The 16074-nt window shown below is 50.6% G+C and carries 17 protein-coding genes; 14 read left to right on the forward strand and 3 right to left on the reverse strand.

Annotated elements, in window-relative coordinates; genetic code table 11:
* The first annotated feature begins 94 nt into the window (after positions 1-94).
* The 10 genes from A7098_RS06490 to A7098_RS06545 all read left to right on the forward strand — a co-directional run bounded on the left by A7098_RS06490 (position 95) and on the right by A7098_RS06545 (position 10856).
* On the forward strand, positions 95-340 hold the full coding sequence (locus A7098_RS06490; protein ID WP_001015108.1) for a DUF2543 family protein: 246 nt from the start codon (positions 95-97) through the stop codon (positions 338-340).
* Between the two features lie 239 nt (positions 341-579).
* A complete protein-coding gene (sapA, locus tag A7098_RS06500) occupies positions 580-2220 on the forward strand; it encodes an ABC transporter substrate-binding protein SapA (RefSeq protein ID WP_001250190.1) in 1641 nt (546 codons plus the stop codon).
* Positions 2217-3182: a putrescine export ABC transporter permease SapB gene (gene sapB / locus A7098_RS06505; protein WP_000583301.1), complete on the forward strand. Its 966-nt coding sequence runs from the start codon at positions 2217-2219 to the stop codon at positions 3180-3182. Before sapA ends, sapB begins: the two co-directional genes overlap by 4 nt.
* Positions 3169-4059, forward strand: a complete 891-nt coding sequence (sapC, locus tag A7098_RS06510; RefSeq protein WP_001146145.1) for a peptide ABC transporter permease SapC — start codon at positions 3169-3171, stop codon at positions 4057-4059. The genes sapB and sapC overlap by 14 nt, the downstream gene beginning before the upstream one ends.
* On the forward strand, positions 4059-5051 hold the full coding sequence (gene sapD / locus A7098_RS06515; RefSeq protein ID WP_001128858.1) for a peptide ABC transporter ATP-binding protein SapD: 993 nt from the start codon (positions 4059-4061) through the stop codon (positions 5049-5051). The genes sapC and sapD overlap by 1 nt, the downstream gene beginning before the upstream one ends.
* 1 nt (position 5052) lies before the next feature.
* Positions 5053-5859 (forward strand): peptide ABC transporter ATP-binding protein SapF, encoded by an 807-nt coding sequence (gene sapF / locus A7098_RS06520; RefSeq protein ID WP_000573415.1) that lies wholly within the window; start codon positions 5053-5055, stop codon positions 5857-5859.
* A 70-nt stretch (positions 5860-5929) separates the two neighbouring features.
* Entirely contained in the window at positions 5930-6250 is a 321-nt protein-coding gene (locus tag A7098_RS06525) for a DUF559 domain-containing protein (protein WP_105280524.1), read from the forward strand.
* Positions 6251-6782: 532 nt separating this feature from the next.
* Positions 6783-7571, forward strand: coding sequence for an enoyl-ACP reductase FabI (gene fabI, locus A7098_RS06535; RefSeq protein ID WP_000506490.1), 789 nt, complete (start codon positions 6783-6785; stop codon positions 7569-7571).
* A gap of 143 nt (positions 7572-7714) precedes the next feature.
* Entirely contained in the window at positions 7715-8854 is a 1140-nt protein-coding gene (locus A7098_RS06540; RefSeq protein WP_105280525.1) for a CMD domain-containing protein, read from the forward strand.
* Between the two features lie 67 nt (positions 8855-8921).
* The gene (locus A7098_RS06545; protein ID WP_000485025.1) at positions 8922-10856 is read left to right on the forward strand and encodes an exoribonuclease II; all 1935 of its coding nucleotides are present in this window, start codon (positions 8922-8924) and stop codon (positions 10854-10856) included.
* Positions 10857-10921: 65 nt separating this feature from the next.
* On the opposite strand, the gene A7098_RS06550 is transcribed toward A7098_RS06545, so the two are convergent.
* A complete protein-coding gene (locus A7098_RS06550; RefSeq protein WP_000221851.1) occupies positions 10922-11044 on the reverse strand; it encodes a hypothetical protein in 123 nt (40 codons plus the stop codon).
* Positions 11045-11097: 53 nt separating this feature from the next.
* Here A7098_RS06550 and pdeR point away from each other — a divergent pair, with 53 nt between their 5' ends.
* From pdeR to osmB, 4 genes are all read left to right on the forward strand, one after another.
* Complete coding sequence (pdeR, locus tag A7098_RS06555; RefSeq protein ID WP_000859925.1) at positions 11098-13083, forward strand: cyclic di-GMP phosphodiesterase; 1986 nt, start codon at positions 11098-11100, stop codon at positions 13081-13083.
* Positions 13084-13229: 146 nt separating this feature from the next.
* Complete coding sequence (gene yciZ, locus A7098_RS06560; RefSeq protein WP_001288366.1) at positions 13230-13403, forward strand: protein YciZ; 174 nt, start codon at positions 13230-13232, stop codon at positions 13401-13403.
* A gap of 88 nt (positions 13404-13491) precedes the next feature.
* Positions 13492-14241 (forward strand): DNA-binding transcriptional regulator YciT, encoded by a 750-nt coding sequence (locus A7098_RS06565; RefSeq protein ID WP_032225076.1) that lies wholly within the window; start codon positions 13492-13494, stop codon positions 14239-14241.
* Positions 14242-14509: 268 nt separating this feature from the next.
* On the forward strand, positions 14510-14728 hold the full coding sequence (gene osmB, locus A7098_RS06570; protein ID WP_000498252.1) for an osmotically-inducible lipoprotein OsmB: 219 nt from the start codon (positions 14510-14512) through the stop codon (positions 14726-14728).
* Positions 14729-14854: 126 nt separating this feature from the next.
* On the opposite strand, the gene yciH is transcribed toward osmB, so the two are convergent.
* The gene (gene yciH, locus A7098_RS06575; RefSeq protein ID WP_010344773.1) at positions 14855-15181 is read right to left on the reverse strand and encodes a stress response translation initiation inhibitor YciH; all 327 of its coding nucleotides are present in this window, start codon (positions 15179-15181) and stop codon (positions 14855-14857) included.
* Positions 15181-15918, reverse strand: coding sequence for an orotidine-5'-phosphate decarboxylase (pyrF, locus tag A7098_RS06580; RefSeq protein ID WP_105280526.1), 738 nt, complete (start codon positions 15916-15918; stop codon positions 15181-15183). Before pyrF ends, yciH begins: the two co-directional genes overlap by 1 nt.
* Positions 15919-16074: the final 156 nt, after the last annotated feature.

A 16074-nucleotide genomic window follows, 5' to 3' on the forward strand; every position in this document is an offset into this window, starting at 1 on the left:
TACGCAGCGCCATTATCCATAAAAAGATGTATGACCCGGATCACGAGTGCTATCATCCGCCCCTGTGCTTAACGCATTAACCCCAGGGCAGATAATGAACCACGATATCCCACTAAAATATTTTGATATTGCCGATGAGTACGCGACCGAATGCGCAGAACCTGTCGCAGAAGCTGAACGCACGCCACTGGCTCACTACTTCCAGTTACTGCTCACCCGTTTGATGAATAATGAAGAGATCAGCGAAGAAGCTCAGCATGACATGGCTGCTGAAGCGGGGATCAATCCCGCACGCATTGATGAGATCGCAGAGTTTTTGAATCAATGGGGTAATGAGTAATCCTTTATTAAGGCCAGTTCGGGCTGGCTTCTTACGAGCAAGTCAAACGGCACCTCGCTAAGTAGTTCTGTGAGTTATAGTTATAAGAAATCACGGGTACGAATGTTGAACAGATGGCGACGCCACATGTGCAACAACCAACCATACTGCCCTCATTGCGACCCCTGAACACAAACGGTAATGGCAAATGTCATTAAATATTAGTAAGATAGCCTCTTTACATAAAATCCCTTAATATTATGCGCCAGGTATTATCGTCTCTTTTGGTGATTGCTGGACTTGTGAGTGGTCAGGCAATCGCCGCGCCTGAACCCACCCCGCACGCTGATATCCGCGACAGCGGTTTTGTCTATTGCGTCAGCGGGCAGGTCAACACCTTTAACCCATCCAAAGCGAGCAGTGGGTTAATTGTCGATACCCTTGCCGCCCAGTTTTATGATCGACTACTGGATGTCGATCCTTATACTTATCGTCTGATGCCGGAACTTGCCGAAAGCTGGGAAGTGCTCGACAACGGCGCGACCTATCGCTTCCACCTGCGTCGCGATGTCCCGTTTCAAAAAACCGACTGGTTTACGCCTACTCGCAAAATGAATGCCGACGATGTGGTGTTTACCTTCCAGCGAATTTTTGACCGTAACAACCCGTGGCATAACGTCAACGGGAGCAACTTTCCCTATTTCGACAGCCTGCAATTTGCTGATAACGTGAAAAGCGTCCGCAAGCTGGATAATCATACCGTTGAGTTCCGTCTGGCCCAGCCGGATGCTTCTTTTTTATGGCATCTGGCGACCCATTATGCGTCAGTAATGTCTGCCGAATATGCGCAGAAATTAGAGAAAGAAGATCGTCAGGAACAACTCGACCGCCAACCCGTAGGCACCGGGCCGTATAAACTGTCGGAAAATCGCACGGGGCAATATATTCGCCTGCAACGTCATGATGAGTTCTGGCGAGGCAAACCGTTGATGCCGCAGGTGGTGGTGGATTTAGGCTCTGGTGGCACCGGACGTCTGTCGAAACTATTGACCGGTGAATGTGATGTTCTGGCCTGGCCTGCTGCCAGCCAGCTATCCATTTTGCGCGACGACCCGCGTTTGCGTTTAACGCTGCGTCCGGGGATGAACGTCGCCTATCTGGCATTTAACACCGCCAAACCGCCGCTAAATAATCCGGCTGTCCGTCATGCGCTGGCACTGGCGATTAATAACCAGCGCCTGATGCAATCTATCTATTACGGTACGGCTGAAACGGCGGCCTCTATTTTACCGCGCGCCTCGTGGGCTTATGACAACGAGGCTAAAATTACCGAATACAATCCGGCGAAATCACGCGAACAGTTAAAGGCATTGGGGCTGGAAAACTTAACGCTGAAACTGTGGGTGCCAACACGTTCGCAGGCGTGGAACCCCAGTCCGCTGAAAACTGCCGAACTGATTCAGGCGGATATGGCACAGGTCGGCGTGAAAGTGGTGATTGTGCCGGTAGAAGGTCGTTTTCAGGAGGCGCGGTTGATGGATATGAGCCATGATCTGACGTTATCCGGTTGGGCGACGGACAGTAACGACCCGGACAGTTTCTTCCGTCCGCTACTGAGCTGCGCGGCAATTCATTCGCAGACCAACCTCGCCCACTGGTGCGACCCGAAATTCGACAACGTGTTGCGTAAGGCGCTCTCTTCGCAGCAACTGGCGGCGCGTATTGAAGCCTATGACGAAGCGCAAAGTATTCTGGCGCAGGAGTTACCCATTCTGCCGCTGGCCTCATCATTACGCTTGCAGGCCTATCGGTACGATATCAAAGGGCTGGTTCTTAGCCCATTTGGTAACGCCTCCTTCGCTGGCGTATACCGCGAAAAGCAAGAGGTGAAAAAACCATGATTATCTTCACCTTACGCCGCGTTTTATTATTGATCGTGACCCTGTTCCTGCTGACTTTTGTTGGCTTCAGTTTGAGCTATTTCACGCCACATGCGCCGTTACAAGGCGCTTCACTGGGGAATGCCTGGGTATTCTGGTTTAACGGCCTGATCCACTGGGATTTTGGCGTTTCCAGCATTAACGGACAACCGATAGCCGAACAGTTAAAAGAGGTTTTTCCGGCAACGATTGAGCTATGCATCCTCGCTTTCGGCTTTGCGCTAATTGTCGGCATCCCGGTGGGCATGATTGCCGGGATTACGCGCCATAAGTGGCAAGATAACTTGATCAATGCCATCGCGTTGCTGGGCTTTTCAATCCCGGTTTTCTGGCTGGCGCTTCTGCTGACGCTGTTTTGTTCGCTGACGCTGGGCTGGCTGCCCGTTTCAGGGCGTTTCGATTTGCTCTATGAAGTGAAACCTGTTACTGGCTTTGCGTTGATTGATGCCTGGCTTTCAGACTCTCCGTGGCGGGATGAAATGATCATGAGCGCAATACGCCATATGGTGTTGCCGGTTATCACCCTGTCGGTTGCGCCAACAACTGAAGTGATCCGATTGATGCGTATCAGCACTATCGAAGTGTATGACCAGAACTATGTGAAAGCGGCGGCGACCCGTGGTTTGTCACGCTTTACTATTTTGCGTCGCCATGTGCTGCATAACGCGCTACCCCCCGTCATCCCTCGTTTGGGCTTGCAATTTTCCACCATGCTGACGCTGGCGATGATCACCGAAATGGTCTTTAGCTGGCCTGGTTTGGGGCGCTGGTTAATTAACGCCATTCGCCAACAAGATTACGCAGCGATTTCCGCCGGTGTGATGGTGTGTGGCTCTCTGGTCATTATTATTAACGTGATTTCTGATATTTTGGGTGCTATGGCTAACCCTCTGAAACATAAGGAATGGTATGCCTTACGATAGCGTATACAGCGAGAAGCGCCCACCGGGCACGCTGCGTACCGCCTGGCGCAAATTCTATGGTGATGCCGCTGCAATGGTCGGCCTGTACGGCTGCGCGGGGCTGGCTGTGCTGTGTATTTTTGGCGGCTGGTTTGCGCCTTACGGCATTGACCAGCAATTTCTCGGTTATCAATTGTTGCCACCGTCATGGTCTCGCTATGGCGAAGTCTCTTTCTTCCTGGGGACTGACGACCTCGGACGCGACGTTTTAAGCCGTTTATTGAGCGGCGCTGCGCCTACCGTTGGCGGCGCATTTGTGGTGACACTTGCTGCTACCATCTGTGGTCTGGTGCTCGGCACCTTCGCCGGTGCGACGCATGGTCTACGGTCAGCGGTGCTTAATCATATTCTGGATACCTTACTGGCGATCCCGTCCCTGCTGCTGGCAATTATCGTTGTGGCATTTGCCGGGCCGAGTTTGTCGCACGCGATGTTTGCCGTCTGGCTGGCGCTGCTGCCGCGTATGGTGCGTTCGGTCTACAGCATGGTGCATGATGAACTGGAAAAAGAGTACGTTATCGCTGCTCGCCTGGATGGGGCAACGACGCTGAATATTCTCTGGTTTGCCGTACTGCCAAACATCACCGCTGGACTGGTCACTGAGATCACCCGCGCACTGTCAATGGCAATTCTTGATATTGCCGCGCTGGGCTTTCTTGATCTCGGCGCGCAACTTCCCTCTCCTGAATGGGGAGCGATGCTCGGCGATGCACTGGAACTGATTTATGTCGCCCCGTGGACCGTCATGCTTCCTGGGGCGGCAATTATGATCAGCGTGTTGTTGGTTAACCTCCTTGGTGATGGTGTGCGTCGTGCAATTATTGCGGGGGTGGAATAATGCCGTTACTGGATATTCGTAACCTGACCATTGAATTTAAAACCGGTGATGAGTGGGTTAAAGCCGTTGACCGCGTGAGTATGACCTTAACCGAAGGCGAAATCCGGGGCCTTGTTGGTGAATCCGGCTCCGGCAAAAGTTTGATTGCGAAAGCGATTTGTGGCGTCAATAAAGATAACTGGCGTGTTACCGCTGACCGTATGCGTTTTGATGACATCGATCTGCTGCGTCTTTCCGCGCGCGAACGGCGCAAGCTGGTTGGGCACAACGTGTCGATGATTTTTCAGGAACCACAATCGTGTCTCGACCCTTCTGAACGTGTGGGGCGTCAGTTAATGCAAAACATCCCGGCCTGGACCTATAAAGGCCGTTGGTGGCAGCGTTTTGGCTGGCGCAAACGCCGCGCCATTGAGCTGCTGCACCGCGTGGGGATTAAAGATCACAAAGATGCGATGCGCAGCTTTCCGTATGAGTTGACCGAAGGTGAGTGCCAGAAAGTGATGATTGCCATCGCGCTGGCGAATCAACCACGTCTGCTAATAGCTGACGAACCTACAAACTCAATGGAGCCAACAACACAGGCGCAAATCTTTCGCCTGCTGACGCGTTTGAATCAAAACAGCAATACTACTATTTTGCTTATCAGCCATGACTTACAAATGCTTAGCCAATGGGCGGATAAAATCAACGTGCTTTATTGTGGTCAGACAGTGGAAACCGCGCCAAGTAAGGAGCTGGTGACAATGCCGCATCATCCTTACACCCAGGCGCTGATCCGCGCGATACCGGATTTCGGCAGCGCGATGCCGCATAAAAGTCGCCTCAATACGCTGCCTGGTGCAATCCCGCTTCTGGAACAATTACCCATTGGTTGTCGTCTGGGGCCACGTTGCCCATATGCACAACGAGAATGTATAGTGACGCCGCGCCTGACGGGCGCGAAAAATCATCTCTATGCCTGTCATTTCCCGCTGAATATGGAGAAAGAGTGAGATGATCGAAACGCTGCTCGAAGTGCGTAATTTAAGCAAAACGTTCCGCTACCGAACTGGCTGGTTTCGTCGTCAGACCGTAGAAGCCGTAAAACCCTTGAGCTTTACGCTACGTGAACGCCAGACGCTGGCGATTATTGGTGAAAACGGCTCCGGTAAATCGACGCTGGCGAAAATGCTGGCAGGAATGATTGAGCCAACCAGCGGCGAGTTATTGATTGACGATCATCCGCTGCATTTTGGCGATTACTCCTTCCGCAGCCAGCGGATTCGCATGATTTTTCAGGATCCATCGACCTCGTTGAATCCGCGTCAGCGTATCTCGCAGATCCTTGATTTTCCTCTGCGTTTGAACACCGATCTGGAACCTGAACAGCGCCGCAAACAGATTATTGAAACAATGCGTATGGTCGGGCTGCTACCGGATCACGTCAGTTACTATCCGCATATGCTGGCACCTGGGCAAAAACAACGTCTGGGTCTGGCGCGCGCGCTGATATTGCGCCCAAAAGTTATTATCGCGGATGAAGCTCTCGCCTCGCTGGATATGTCGATGCGTTCGCAGTTGATTAATCTGATGCTGGAGCTACAAGAGAAACAGGGCATTTCTTATATTTATGTTACCCAACATATCGGGATGATGAAGCATATCAGCGACCAGGTTCTGGTCATGCATCAGGGTGAAGTGGTCGAGCGCGGTAGTACGGCTGACGTGCTGGCATCGCCGCTACATGAACTCACCAAACGGCTCATTTCCGGGCACTTTGGCGAAGCGTTGACGGCGGATGCGTGGCGCAAAGATCGTTGATTTTCTGAACCCGCCTTCCAGATAATTCACCTCATTCTGACAAGGGATTAAATCTTGTCAGAATGAGTGGATGGATAAAATAAAATCAAATGCGCGTTATTTAAGACGCAATCTCACCCCGCAGGAACGAAAGCTCTGGCGATATCTTCGCAGCCGACGTTTTGGTGATTTCAAATTTCGCCGTCAACATCCGGTGGGGAGCTACATTCTCGATTTTGCCTGCTGCTCGGCGCGTGTAGTAGTTGAGCTGGATGGTGGGCAGCATGATTCGACAGTTGCCTATGATACCAGGCGCACACGCTGGCTTGAGTCGCAGGGCTGGACCGTGCTGCGTTTCTGGAATAACGAGATTGATTGTAATGAGGAAGCGGTGCTGGAGATTATTCTGTAGGAACTGAGTTGCCTGTCACCCTCACCCCAGCCCTCTCCCTGAAAGGGCGAGGGAGCCGACTGAGTCGGGTAGTTGCTGTGGTGAAAACATGGAGTCGGATGGTGAAGAATATTCGGCAAGGACTGAATCGCCGGTCACCCTCTCCCCAGCCCTCTCCCTGAAAGGGCGAGGAAGCCGACCGAGCCGGGTGGCTGTTGTGGTGAAAATATAGAGGCGGATGATAAAAAATATTCGGCCAGGACTGAACTGCCGGTCACCCTCTCCCTGAAAGGACTAGGGGGCTGTATGTGCCTGTTTGTTGCTGGGGTGACAATATTTGCACAATACGATCCCCTCGCCCCTCTGGGGAGAGGGTTAGGGTGAGGGGAAAAGCACCCACCCTGCCCGCGCCCTGCTCCGGTCGGACCTGGCAACTATAGCCACCCACAGCCTGGTTGATTATAATAACCGTTTATCTGTTCGTACTGTTTATTTAAACGACGAATCGCCTGATTTTCAGGCACAACAAGCATCAACAATAAGGATTAAAGCTATGGGTTTTCTTTCCGGTAAGCGCATTCTGGTAACCGGTGTTGCCAGCAAACTGTCCATCGCCTACGGTATCGCTCAGGCGATGCACCGCGAAGGAGCTGAACTGGCATTCACCTACCAGAACGACAAACTGAAAGGCCGCGTAGAAGAATTTGCCGCTCAATTAGGTTCTGACATCGTTCTGCAGTGCGATGTTGCCGAAGATGCCAGCATCGACACCATGTTCGCTGAACTGGGTAAAGTCTGGCCGAAATTTGACGGCTTCGTACACTCTATTGGTTTTGCACCTGGCGATCAGCTGGATGGTGACTATGTTAACGCCGTTACCCGTGAAGGCTTCAAAATTGCCCACGACATCAGCTCTTACAGCTTCGTTGCAATGGCAAAAGCTTGCCGTTCCATGCTGAATCCGGGTTCTGCCCTGCTGACCCTCTCCTACCTGGGCGCCGAACGCGCTATCCCGAACTACAACGTTATGGGTCTGGCAAAAGCGTCTCTGGAAGCGAACGTACGCTATATGGCTAACGCGATGGGTCCGGAAGGTGTGCGTGTTAACGCCATCTCTGCGGGTCCGATCCGTACTCTGGCGGCTTCCGGCATCAAAGACTTCCGTAAAATGCTGGCTCACTGCGAAGCGGTTACACCGATTCGTCGTACCGTTACCATTGAAGATGTAGGTAACTCTGCAGCGTTCCTGTGCTCCGACCTCTCCGCTGGTATCTCCGGTGAAGTCGTTCACGTTGATGGCGGTTTCAGCATCGCTGCCATGAACGAACTGGAACTGAAATAATCGTTCTGTTGGTAAAGATGGGCGGCGTTCTGCCGCCCGATTTCTCTGTTATACCTTTCTGATATTTGTTATCGCCGATCCGTCTTTCTCCCCTCCCAGCCTTGCGTCAGGATAACGATTTCCTTTACGACCAAGGAGTACCCATGGAACAACGCCACATTACCGGCAAAAGCCACTGGTATCATGAAACGCAATCCAGTACTTCGGAGTATGACGTTTTGCCACTGGTTCCGGGAGCCGCAAAGGTAACCGATCCTTTTCTGCTCGACGTGATCCTTGATGAAGAAACACTTGATCCCTTTCATTCGTGGCTGATCCCGGCGCGTGCTCTTGCTGTAGAGTTCTTCCCCGACCAGCTTGCAGTGACACGCTTACAAACATTCACCGCCTATGAACGCCTGACGACCGCCCTGACGGTTGCCCAGGTCTGCGGCGTCCAGCGGTTATGCAACTACTATTCCGCGCGTCTGACACCGCTTCCCGGGCCAGACTCCTCCAGGGAAAGCAATCATCGGCTGGCGCAAATCACGCAATATGCCCGTCAACTGGCTGGTTCTCCATCTATTATCGACGGTCAGTCCCGCCAGCATCTTAACGATGTCGGGCTTACCGCCTGGGACTGTGTAATTATCAATCAAATCATCGGCTTTGTTGGTTTTCAGGCGCGAGCGATCGCCACATTTCAGGCTTATCTTGAGCACCCGATACGCTGGCTACCCGGTCTGGAAGTGCAAAGCTACGCAGACGGTTCACTTTTTGCTGAAGCATCAACTGGCTGGCGTGCCTGCTACGAAGTGGATAAATATCCGCAAGAGCAAGAGATGAATGCTCTCCGACAGCTACCATCCGAACTCCGCCAACTGATAGCAATATTGAATCTGCACCCTGCCTCACTTTCACTTTTTGTGACGTTGCTATCCAGTTCCTTGGTAACAACAAAATCCAGCCATCAACTTGCTGCCTTACTCAGTGCACGAATTAACGGGAGCGTTGCCTGTTTCACCTCTTTAATTCATTCAAATGTTGAATATAAAGAAGCAATATGCCTTCTGCTTCAGGGCGAAAACGAAATAAACCAATGGGCTGACCGTCATTCTGTTGAGCGCGCTACCGTTCAGGCGATACAATGGCTGACACGAGCACCCGATCGCTTTAGCGCCGCCCAGTTTAGCCCATTACTCGAACATGAAATATCATCAGCTCAGGTTATCAATCTGCTGGTATGGAGCGGGTTTTGTGGTTGGATAAATCGCTTAAAAATCGCGTTGGGTGAAACACATTAACCTTGCTGCGTCAGGCAGAATCGCGTAAAACTGTCAGCCGCTCTAATGGCCACCAAAATAGACAATTATGTTTCAGGACAACCCGCTGCTAGCGCAGCTTAAACAGCAACTGCATTCCCAGACGCCCCGCGCTGAAGGGGTGGTAAAAGCCACTGAAAAAGGCTTTGGCTTCCTGGAGGTCGACGCACAGAAAAGTTATTTCATTCCGCCGCCGCAGATGAAAAAAGTCATGCATGGCGACCGAATTATCGCGGTGATCCACAGTGAAAAAGAACGTGAATCCGCAGAGCCAGAAGAACTGGTTGAACCGTTTCTGACTCGTTTTGTGGGGAAAGTTCAGGGCAAAAATGACCGTCTGGCCATCGTTCCTGATCATCCACTCTTAAAAGACGCCATTCCTTGTCGCGCGGCTCGTGGCCTGACCCATGAGTTTAAAGAAGGCGACTGGGCGGTTGCCGAAATGCGCCGCCATCCGTTGAAAGGCGATCGCTCATTCTATGCGGAACTGACACAATACATCACTTTTGGTGACGACCATTTCGTGCCGTGGTGGGTAACCCTGGCACGCCATAATCTGGAAAAAGAAGCGCCAGACGGTGTCGCTACCGAAATGCTCGATGAAGGTCTGGTACGTGAAGATCTGACTGCACTGGACTTTGTCACCATTGACAGCGCCAGCACGGAAGATATGGATGATGCCCTCTTCGCCAGGGCGCTGCCGGATGACAAACTACAGTTGATTGTGGCGATTGCCGACCCAACCGCGTGGATCGCAGAAGGCAGCAAGCTGGACAAAGCCGCGAAAATTCGTGCGTTCACCAACTATCTGCCAGGCTTCAATATCCCAATGCTGCCACGGGAACTTTCCGACGATCTCTGCTCCCTGCGTGCCAATGAAGTGCGTCCGGTGCTGGCATGTCGGATGACGCTATCCGCTGACGGCACCATTGAAGACGACATCGAATTTTTTGCTGCCACCATCGAATCCAAAGCGAAACTGGTTTATGACCAGGTTTCCGATTGGCTGGAAAACACCGGTGACTGGCAGCCAGAAAGTGATGCGATTGCGGAACAAATCCGCCTGTTAGCGCAAATTTGCCAGCGTCGCGGCGAATGGCGTAATAACCATGCGTTGGTGTTTAAAGATCGCCCGGATTACCGTTTTATTCTGGGTGAAAAAGGTGAAGTGTTGGATATCGTCGCTGAACCGCGTCGTATTGCCAACCGTATCGTCGAAGAAGCGATGATCGCCGCCAACATATGTGCGGCTCGCGTGCTGCGCGATAAGCTCGGTTTCGGTATCTATAACGTGCATATGGGCTTTGACCCGGCAAATGCCGACGCGCTGGCAGCATTACTGAAAACGCACGGCCTGCATGTTGACGCCGAAGAAGTGCTCACACTGGACGGCTTCTGCAAACTGCGCCGTGAGCTGGATGCGCAACCGACTGGTTTCCTTGACAGCCGCATTCGCCGTTTTCAGTCTTTTGCAGAAATCAGCACCGAACCTGGCCCTCACTTTGGTCTCGGTCTGGAAGCGTATGCCACCTGGACTTCACCGATTCGTAAGTATGGCGACATGATCAACCATCGTCTGCTGAAAGCGATCATCAAAGGCGAAACAGCGACGCGTCCACAGGATGAGATCACCGTCCAAATGGCAGAGCGTCGCCGCCTCAACCGAATGGCAGAACGTGATGTCGGCGACTGGTTATACGCACGTTTCCTGAAAGATAAAGCCGGAACCGATACCCGTTTTGCGGCGGAAATCGTCGATATCAGCCGTGGCGGTATGCGTGTGCGGCTGGTCGATAACGGCGCAATCGCCTTTATCCCTGCACCATTCTTACACGCCGTGCGCGATGAACTGGTTTGCAGTCAGGAAAACGGCACCGTACAAATTAAAGGTGAAACGGTTTACAAGGTAACCGACGTTATCGACGTCACCATCGCAGAAGTACGCATGGAAACCCGTAGTATTATTGCGCGCCCGGTCGCGTAATCCCCTTTCACGGCCCGTTCATTACGGATGGGCCGTTTGCTTTTCCCCCTCCCTTTGCCTTCGTTTTATCTCAGCAGATTTTTTTTAATGACTTCCGTTTGAAAACTGGCGTTTTCCCAAAACTGGATTACAAATAAATATATAAATAAAACAATACGTTTAGCCGACATTAATTTCATGTAAGTCATGTTGAACCTTTCATTTAATGGTGAGCTTCGCCGTTAACCGTAGGGTATGCATCATGAAAACCGTTAGGGAGTCCACAACGTTGTACAACTTTCTCGGCTCGCACAACCCATACTGGCGGTTGTCGGAAAACAGTGATGTTTTGCGCTTTTCCACCACTGAAACAACAGAACCTGAACGTACTCTGCAGTTATCTGCCGAACAGGCTGCTCGTATCCGGGAAATGACGGTCATCACCTCCAGCCTGATGATGAGCCTGACAGTCGATGAGAGCGACCTTTCTGTCCATCTGGTGGGACGAAAAATCAATAAGCGCGAATGGGGTGGCAACGCGTCGGCATGGCATGACACACCAGCGGTTGCTCGTGATTTATCTCACGGACTTTCCTTTGCTGAACAGGTGGTTTCTGAAGCACATTCCGCAATAGTGATTCTGGATAGCCGAGGGAATATCCAGCGTTTTAATCGGTTATGCGAAGAATACACAGGGCTGAAAGAACACGATGTCATTGGGCAAAGTGTGTTTAAATTGTTTATGAGTCGCCGTGAAGCCGCGATCTCCCGGCGTAACAACAGCAGTTTTTTTCGTAGTGGCAACGCCTATGAAGTCGAGCGTTGGGTACAGACGCGCAAAGGTCAGCGACTGTTTCTGTTTCGCAACAAATTTGTCCACAGCGGTAGCGGCAAAAATGAGATCTATTTAATTTGTTCCGGCACCGATATCACCGAAGAACGTCACGCCCAGGAACGATTGCGAATCCTGGCTAACACTGACAGCATCACCGGGCTACCGAATCGTAACGCAATGCAGGAATTAATCGACTACGCCATTAATGAGGCCGACGAGGGTAAAGTCGGAGTGGTTTATCTCGATTTAGACAATTTTAAAAAAGTGAACGATGCCTACGGGCATTTGTTTGGCGACCAGCTGTTACGCGAGGTTTCACTGGCTATTTTAAGCTGTCTTGAGCAGGATCAGGTGTTAGCTCGTCTTGGCGGCGATGAATTTCTGGTACTCGCACCAAACACCTCGCAAAGTGCCCTGGAAGCAATGGCATCGCGGATTTTGACCCGCCTGCGCCAACCCTTTCGCATCGGTTTAATCGAAGTTTATACCGGCTGTTCAATTGGTATTTCACTTTCACCGCAACATGGATCAGACAGCGCGGCGATTATTCGCCATGCCGATACGGCAATGTACAGTGCCAAAGAAGGCGGACGAGGACAATTTTGCGTCTTTTCGCCGGAAATGAATCAACGGGTATTCGAATATCTGTGGTTGGATACCAACCTGCGTAAAGCTCTGGAAAACGATCAGTTAGTTATTCACTATCAGCCGAAAATCACCTGGCGGGGTGAAGTACGCAGTCTGGAAGCCCTGGTACGCTGGCAGTCTCCCGAACGTGGCTTAATTCCCCCTCTGGACTTTATTTCCTATGCCGAAGAGTCCGGTCTGATTGTGCCTCTAGGCCGTTGGGTTATTCTCGACGTCGTGCGCCAGGTAGCAAAATGGAGAGATAAAGGCATTAATCTTCGGGTTGCGGTGAATGTCTCAGCACGCCAACTTGCCGATCAAACCATTTTCACTGACCTGAAACAGGTACTCCAGGAACTTAAATTTGAGTATTGCCCTATTGATGTCGAGCTGACTGAAAGCTGTCTGATTGAAAACGATCAGTTGGCGCTTTCCGTTATTCAGCAATTCAGTCAATTAGGCGCACAGGTTCATCTGGATGATTTCGGCACGGGTTACTCTTCTCTTTCCCAACTGGCACGATTCCCCATCGATGCTATAAAACTCGACCAGGTTTTTGTCCGTGATATTCACAAACAGCCAGTCTCGCAGTCGCTGGTACGTGCGATCGTCGCCGTGGCTCAGGCGCTCAATCTTCAGGTGATTGCCGAAGGTGTAGAGAGTGCAAAAGAAGATGCCTTTTTGACCAAAAATGGCATCAATGAGAGACAAGGATTTTTGTTTGCTAAACCGATGCCTGCCGTGGCTTTTGAACGCTGGTATAAACGTTATCTGAAGCGCGCATAAAGAGACGAATATATAAATGTAACAGTATATAATTCCATTACATATCGTATTAATGAATGATAATTAGCCTTTGCCGTTAAACACTTCTCTTTTAGCGGCAATTTTTGCATTATTCATTTTCACTTTTTTGCCTTGAGGATACCCTGATGTCTGAATTTGATGCCCAACGCGTTGCCGAACGTATTGATATTGTGTTAGATATCCTTGTGGCGGGCGATTACCACTCTGCGATCCATAATCTCGAGATACTTAAAGCAGAACTGTTGCGCCAGGTTGCTGCATCTACGCCAGACATCCCGAAGGCACCGTGGGAGATTTAACAATCGTGCTTTCAGGTTTCCCTATTTAAGGATGCCCGGCGCGTCAGCATTTTTTATTTAGTATTATAACGTTATAAGAATTACAGCGATGAATTCCCGACAACAAACTATTCTACAGATGGTCATTGAGCAGGGTCAGGTTAGTGTAACCGATCTGGCAAAAGCCACTGGAGTTTCCGAAGTTACCATTCGCCAGGATCTCAACACCCTCGAAAAACTTAGCTATCTACGCCGTGCACATGGCTTTGCTGTTTCGCTTGATAGTGATGACGTCGAAACCCGTATGATGAGTAATTATACGCTGAAGCGTGAACTCGCCGAGTTTGCCGCCTCACTGGTTCAACCGGGTGAAACCATCTTTATCGAGAATGGTAGCAGTAATGCCCTTCTGGCTCGCGCATTAGGTGAGCAGAAGAAAAATGTCACCATCATTACGGTCAGCAGCTATATAGCGCATTTACTGAAAGACGCGCCTTGTGAAGTCATTTTACTTGGCGGCGTGTACCAGAAAAAAAGCGAAAGTATGGTTGGCCCACTGACACGTCAGTGCATCCAACAGGTGCATTTCAGTAAGGCATTTATTGGTATCGATGGCTGGCAACCTGAAACTGGATTTACAGGTCGCGACATGATGCGTACCGATGTGGTCAATGCCGTGTTGGAAAAAGAATGCGAAGTCATAGTCCTGACTGACAGTTCTAAGTTTGGTGCCATACACTCTTACTCCATCGGTCCTGTGGAGAGAATCAAGCGTGTTATAACCGATTCGAAGATTCGCGCCAGCGATACGATGCATTTAGAACACAGTAAATTAATCGTTCACGTCGTTGACATGTAATCATTTTCCTTCCCTACGGATGATTTACCCTGACGCAAATCATCCGCTCTAAGATAATTCCTGGTTGATAATTAAGACTATTTACCTGTTATTAACATCCTAAAGTTATAAACTTATTATCAGCGATATAACAGGAAGTCACTATCACCTGCGTGATATAACCCTGCGCGCGAGAGGATTTCACGGAATTATTTTACCGGGCGTATTCTGAACTATTATAGTTATAGAGAGCTTACTTCCGTGAATCATAAATTCAGGAGAGAGTATTATGTTTGTAACGAGCAAAAAAATGACCGCAGCTGTTCTGGCAATTACACTGGCAATGTCTCTAAGCGCCTGTTCTAATTGGTCTAAACGAGACCGCAACACCGCAATCGGTGCGGGCGCAGGGGCTTTAGGTGGTGCAGTACTGACTGATGGCAGCACGTTGGGTACATTAGGTGGTGCAGCAGTTGGTGGTATTATCGGTCACCAGGTCGGTAAATAATCGTAAATAAATGTCGATAAGCGACTCGCAATTATAATACGCTTGACTCTGTTTATTACGAAATAACTGAATAGTACACACAGTAAAATAAACAAAAGCCACGGAATATTTCCGTGGCTTTTTTTGTTACCCGCCCGCGAGTTTTACTTTCATTCCTTTCGCTTCAAGGAGTGATTTTAATAAATCACGCTTATCTCCCTGGATTTCGATAATTCCGTCTTTTACTGCTCCGCCGCAGCCGCATTTTTTCTTCAGTTCAGCCGCCAGTTTTGCCAGCTCGGTATCATCGAGATCGACTCCGGTGATCAGGCAAACGCCCTTTCCTTTACGTCCACTGGTTTGACGTTGAATGCGTACCACGCCGTCGCCTTTAGGGCGTACAGGGGCCGCTTTTGGCTCATCAATACGTCCGGTTTCCGTTGAGTAAACCAGACGGCTGTTGGAATCACTCATCATGCACTCCGTTGTAATGAGGCGTTGATCGCTTTCAGCGTTTGCGCTGGATCTGCCGATTGCGTTACCGGGCGACCAATCACCATATAATCAACTCCAGCCGCCAACGCCTGTTCTGGCGTCATAATGCGGCGCTGGTCACCAGCGTCACTCCCCTGCGGACGAATGCCCGGCGTAACCAGTTTGAACTTCTGACCGAATACCTGTTTAAAACGCACAGCTTCCTGAGCAGAACACACCACACCATCAAGGCCACATTTTTGCGTCAATGCCGCCAGACGTTCTGCATAATCCGCTGGTGACAGTGTCACGCCAAGATCGGCCAGGTCGCTGGCTTCCATGCTGGTCAATACAGTCACAGCAATTAATAGCGGTGCATCTTTACCAAACGGAACCAGCGCCTCACGTGCTGCGGTCATCATACGTGCCCCACCTGAGGCATGAACGTTCACCATCCACACACCTAAGTCAGCCGCTGCTGCCACAGCGTGCGCTACGGTGTTGGGAATGTCGTGAAATTTCAGATCGAGGAAAATATCAAAACCGCGATGTTGCAATTCATGCACAAACTGCGGCCCAAACAGCGTAAACATCTCTTTGCCGACTTTCAGACGACAATCACGTGGGTCGATCTTGTCGACAAATGCCAGCGCGGCGTCACGATTATGGTAATCAAGGGCAACAACGACAGGAGAATTCGTAACAGCGCGGGAAGAAGATGAAGCAGTTAACGTCATGACCAGACCTTCTTGATGATGGGCACCGGAAGTGGCGCGAAACAGGTAAACGGCGAGCATTCTACCCGTGGAAATAAAAAATTAACAGTTGCGATTTCTCCCCTGTCAGGCTTTTCTACGCTGGAGTTGCCGAAGCAAAATGTGAGAGTAGTAACA

The sequence above is a fragment of the Escherichia sp. MOD1-EC7011 genome (assembly GCF_002965005.1).
GTDB classification, from domain to species: Bacteria; Pseudomonadota; Gammaproteobacteria; order Enterobacterales; family Enterobacteriaceae; genus Escherichia; species Escherichia ruysiae.